Here is a 4,865-nt window from a genome sequence, read left to right on the forward strand (position 1 = left end):
TGCGGTGCTGCGGCCGGCGGCGGTGGCGTCGGCGTGGGATGTGCGGGGGCAGCCGTCGGCGGTGGCGGGGTTGGCTTCGCAGGCGCCGCTGCGGGCGGCTCCGGCCGTGCCGGTGCCGGCGCGGGTTTCGCGGGGGCAGCCGCGGGCGGAGGCGGTGTGGGATGTGCGGGAGCAGCCGACGGCGGAGGCGTCGTCGGGCGCGCCGCAGGCGGCTCGGGCCGTGCGGGAGCCGGCGGCGGTGCCGGATGTGGTGCGGCTGCCGGAGGCGGCGTCGGCTTTGCCGGTGCGGCCGCGGGCGGCTCGGGCCGGGCAGGTGCCGCAGGCGGGGTCGGCTTCGCGGGCGCTGCGGCCGGCGGAGCAGGATGCGCGGGTGCCGCAGCGGGAGGTGGCGCCTGCGGATGCGGTGCTGCGGCCGGCGGTGCGGGACGTGCAGGAGCACCCGGCGCGCCCGGCGCTGGCCGCGCCTTCGGCTTTCCGTCAGGTCCGGTTTCTTCCTTCTGCTGCGCCTGTGCGACGACCAGCGGCGAAGTTTGGGCGTGCGACGCTGAGGTGGCGAACTGCATCACCGTCAGCGCAGTCGTGGCAAGCAGCACGAGACGAAGCTTTGTCATTGTCTAGGAGTCCCCGGCGGAAAGTCTGGGCAGGAAAGCAAAGTGAGAACCGAACAATTCGGCAGGACGATGAACCGCCAGCCGTTAGGCCGGATTGTGGCGAGCCACGAATCATCGGCGAAGTTTATTTCGACATTATAACGGGTTGCATGTGTGGTTGTTCACCGCGCGTTCAGAAGAAACGCGCCGACACATTTGCAATCGACGTGGAACTTGGGCGCAAGAGCGACGCACCGGCCGGCGAGCCGATCTGTCGCAGGCGGCGGGCCGGACGGTCCAGGCGGTCCGCGCACCGGTGATTCGTCGGGTGTCTTGCCGGGCAACTCGTCCGGTCGCGGCGGCTCGCCGGGTTCGCGCACCGGCTCCGGAACCTCGGGGCGTGGACTGCCGGGCGGAATTCCCGGCGGCGGTTCGCTCGGTGTGCCCGGCGTCGTCGGCGGAATCTCGGGAGGCTCGATCGGCATCATATCGAGGCCCTGCGGCTGCTGCCGATGGCAGATCGCGTCGCGCGCATTGATCGCTCCATCGAAGTTCGCAGCGACAACGGATCGCGCGCCGCGGCGTTCCGATGTTTCACCCGGGCGTGTGGCAGACCGCCTCGATATTGTGGCCGTCGGGACGAGCACGAATGCGCCGTAATAGCTCGGGTGGTAATGCGCGCGAATGCCGGGCGCGCCGTTGTCGCGGCCGCCGGCCGCCATCGCGGCCTTGTAGAAGGCGTCGACGGTGGCGCGGTCTTTGGCCGTGATGGCGATATGCACCGGCTTGTTCATCGCGCCTTCGCCGCCGATCCAGAAATCCGGCTTGCCGTCGGCGCCGAAGCCCGCGGCGGGCGCGTGCCCGGTCACCTCCGCGGGCACTTCCATGATCAGGCCGTAGCCGAGCGGCGCCAGCGCCGTCTGGTAGAAAGCCTTCGCGCGTTGATAGTCGGACACGGAAAAGCCGATATGGTCGATCATCGCGAGCCTCCCTTGTTGTGATGCACTTGCATCCGCGTTGTTTTACCTCCCCTTGCAAAGGGGAGGTCGCTTTGCTCGCAAGAGCAAAGCGGGTGGGGATCTGCTCTCTTCGCAGACAGTGTCATCTGCGGTTGACCCCCATCCCGACCTTCCCCTTTCAGGGGGAAGAAGAAGACAAGCATCGACTGGCGCGGCCGATCTCAGCCGCAGACATCTCAGCTCCGCACCAGCAGCGTGTTGCTCCGCGTCCGGCCCTGCTCGACGTAACCGCGTGCATGCATGTCCGCGATGCAGTCGTCAGTCCATTCGTCCTTCGACAGATGCTCGATCACCACCGCGCGCGGCCACAGTGCCTGCGGCGCGTCGCGGAAGAAGCCGATCAGCACGCGGTCCTCGAAACCCTCGACGTCGATCTTGAGCGCATTGACCTTGCTCGCGCCGGCCTCGTCGAGGATGCGTTGCAGCCGCAGCGACGGCACCTTGAACGCCTTGCCTGTCGGCGTGCCGGTGACGATGTGGCTGGCGCCGAGATTGTCGCCGTCGGTCTCGATCATCAGTTCGCCATCGGTCGGGCCGGCGGCCGCCGCAACCAGGCGCACCTGCGGAAAGCCGGAGGCCTGGGTGTTGAACTTGAGCCGCGCATGCGTCACCGGATGCGGCTCGATCGCGATCACCTTGCCACCGGGCCCGACATCGCGCGCCAGCGCCAGCGCAAAGGTGCCGACATTGGCGCCGAGATCGACGAAGGTGCCATCCGCGCCGACATGAGCCCGCAGGAAGGTGAGTTCTTCAAGGTTGTAATCGGGATTGAACAGCGCGCCGCGCTCGGTCGCGCTCGCCTGATGATAGAAGCGGAACGATGCGCCCTGATAGGTCACGTCGAGCGGCCCCGCGCCGAACAGATTGACGAGCCGCGAGAGCCAGGGCCGGAATGCGCCGCGCTTCAATCCTGAGCCATGCGCCAGGCGGATGATGGCGGCCTGCGCCGCATTGGGCGCGAAGGCGCCGAACGGCGCCGGCGATATGTCGTTGCTCGGGATCACGCATGGCCTCGTCAAAAGCGCGGCATGCATAGCCGGTTTTGACGGCAGCGCCAACGCCCGTTACGCCGCCTTGCCCGCTGCCTGCCGTTGCCGCAGGAAGCGGCCGAGCAGCCTTCGTTTGCCCTTGCGCGGGATCAGGTCGACGTCGCTGACCAGTTTGGCGCCGCCCTTGCGGCGCTCCAGCACGATCTTGCGGCTATGGAACGCTTCGAGCTCGACGCGGTGCGCGACGCTGACGATGGTCGCCTTCGGCAGTTCCGTCGTCACCGTCTCCATCATCTTGTCCTGGCTCTTCTCGTCGAGCGCGGACGTCGCCTCGTCGAGCACGACGATGTCGGGGGCGTGCAGCAGCAGGCGGGCAAAGGCGAGCCGCTGCTTCTCGCCGCCGGACAGGGTCTGGTCCCACGGCGCGTCCTCCTCGATCTTGTCCTTGAGATGGTCGAGGCCGACCTTGTGCAGGGCACGGCTGATCTCATCGACGCTCCAGTCCTCCGCCGCGCCGGGATAGGCCACCGCGCGTCGCAGCGTGCCGGAGGGCACGTAGGGCTTTTGCGGCAGCATGAACAGGCGGCGGTCTGCGTGCAGGCCGACACTGCCGCCGCCCCACGGCCACAGGCCGGCGATGGCGCGCACCAGCGTGCTCTTGCCGGTGCCGGATTCGCCGGCGACCAAAAGCCGCTCGCCCGGTTCGATCACCACTTCGGTCTCGCCGACCACGGCGGTGCCGTCGTCCAGCGTGACGGAGAGATCGTTGAGGCTCAGCATGGCCTCGCCCTCGGTCTCGCCGCGCTCGATGCGGCCGAAGCCGTCGCCGGTCTCGGCGCGTTCCAGCCCGTCAAGCGACAACATCAGCGAAGCGATGCGCCGTGCGCAGGCGTTCCAGTCGGCGAGTCGCGGATAGTTGTCGACCAGCCAGCCGAACGCGGTCTGCACGATGGTGAAGGCCGAGGCCGCCTGCATCACCTGACCGAGCGACATGCTGCCGTCGAGAAATTTTGGCGCACACAGCAGCAAGGGTACCACCGGCGCAATGAGATTCGATCCCTGCGACACCAGCGTCGTGCGCATGTGTTGCCCGGCGAGCCGCGCCCATTGCCGCAACACGTTCGAGAACGTCTTGTCGATGCCGTCGCGCTCCTCAGTTTCGCCGCCGAGCAGCGCGATGCTTTCGCCATTCTCGCGCACGCGGGTCAGGATGTAGCGGAATTCCGCTTCCGCCTGGTTTTTGTCCTCGGAGATCTGCACGAAGCTGCGGCCGATTGCCGCGATCGAGCCCGACGCGATCGCCGCATAGATGATCGCGGCAATGACCAGGAAGCCCGGGATGCTGATCGACGAGCCGCCCAGCGTCACCGTCAGCGCGCCGCCGATGGTCCAGAGCACGACGATGAAGGTGACGGCCGAGAGCAGCGCCGACGTCACGCCGGCGATGAAGTCGACCGGAGAATCGGTCGCGATCCGCAGATCCTCCGCGATCCGGTACTCCGGATTCTTGTGATCGCCGTCGACGAGGTTGAGCTGGTAGTAGCGGCCGTTTGTCAGCCAGCGCGACACGACGGCGTTGGTCAGCCAGGCACGCCAGCGCCGCTGGATGCCCATGCGGCCGAACACCTGCGCGACCCCCAGCAGCACGCTGCCGATCGCCAGCGGAAAGAAGATGGCCGTCAGGTGGAAGACACTGGCCGCGTCGCGCTTTTCGATCGCATCGAAGATCGCGCGATTCCAGACATTGATGCCGTACTGAACGGCAACATTGCTGACGATCAGCAGCAGCAGGCCGATCGTGAACAGCCACGCCAGCCGGTCGCCGCTTCGGCCCCAATAGCCGCGCGCGCTGATCCAGAACCGCGTCAGCAAATAGTCCTTGCGCGCCTGCTCGGCCTCTTCGGCCGACAATTCGGGATCGGGTTCGACGATTTCCGGCGGCGGCGGTTCGACATGGTCGCCGCCTTCGGCGATAACCTCGACAAATTCCGACTTCTCGTCCGCTTCGCTTGGCGCGGGATCCTTACGCTCTTGATCGGCCGCCTTTGCGCTCGCTTTCCGAGGCGATGCAGTCCTGGCCGACGACGGCCCGTCCGACGATTTGGATTTTGCCTCGGCTTTGCCCATGGCACGATAACGCCAGGCAAATTACCCGGTTCCGCCTCCGGCGGTCACTCGCGTGCTGCTCGGGTGATGACACCGCGTTGTTTGGTATCTTGAATCGAGAACCATCCTCATCGTCGTCCTGGCGAAAGCGGGGAGGTAGA

2 protein-coding genes and 3 pseudogenes are annotated in these 4,865 nt (G+C 67.1%); all 5 read right to left on the reverse strand.

Annotated features, from left to right (window positions below; all coding sequences use genetic code 11):
- Positions 1-611: pseudogene (locus AKL29_RS43960) on the reverse strand (OmpA family protein); the annotation flags it as partial.
- A gap of 248 nt (positions 612-859) precedes the next feature.
- Positions 860-1,075 (reverse strand): annotated as a pseudogene (locus AKL29_RS43840) (hypothetical protein); the annotation flags it as partial.
- A gap of 109 nt (positions 1,076-1,184) precedes the next feature.
- Positions 1,185-1,570, reverse strand: a pseudogene (locus tag AKL29_RS07200) (VOC family protein).
- A gap of 215 nt (positions 1,571-1,785) precedes the next feature.
- Positions 1,786-2,643 carry an FkbM family methyltransferase gene (locus tag AKL29_RS07205; protein WP_152977454.1) on the reverse strand — a complete coding sequence of 286 codons (858 nt, stop codon included), beginning with the start codon at positions 2,641-2,643 and terminating at the stop codon, positions 1,786-1,788.
- A 30-nt stretch (positions 2,644-2,673) separates the two neighbouring features.
- Entirely contained in the window at positions 2,674-4,725 is a 2,052-nt protein-coding gene (locus tag AKL29_RS07210; protein ID WP_082190490.1) for an ABC transporter ATP-binding protein/permease, read from the reverse strand.
- Positions 4,726-4,865: the final 140 nt, after the last annotated feature.

Origin of the sequence: Bradyrhizobium pachyrhizi (genome assembly GCF_001189245.1) — a bacterium.
Classification (GTDB): domain Bacteria; phylum Pseudomonadota; class Alphaproteobacteria; order Rhizobiales; family Xanthobacteraceae; genus Bradyrhizobium; species Bradyrhizobium pachyrhizi.

What these genes read in the sequence shown, in the direction of transcription:
- AKL29_RS07205 (WP_152977454.1), bottom strand. Translation starts at nt 2,643, where the DNA reads ATGCATGCCGCGCTTTTGACGAGGCCATGCGTGATCCCGAGCAACGAC.
- AKL29_RS07210 (WP_082190490.1), bottom strand. Translation starts at nt 4,725, where the DNA reads ATGGGCAAAGCCGAGGCAAAATCCAAATCGTCGGACGGGCCGTCGTCG.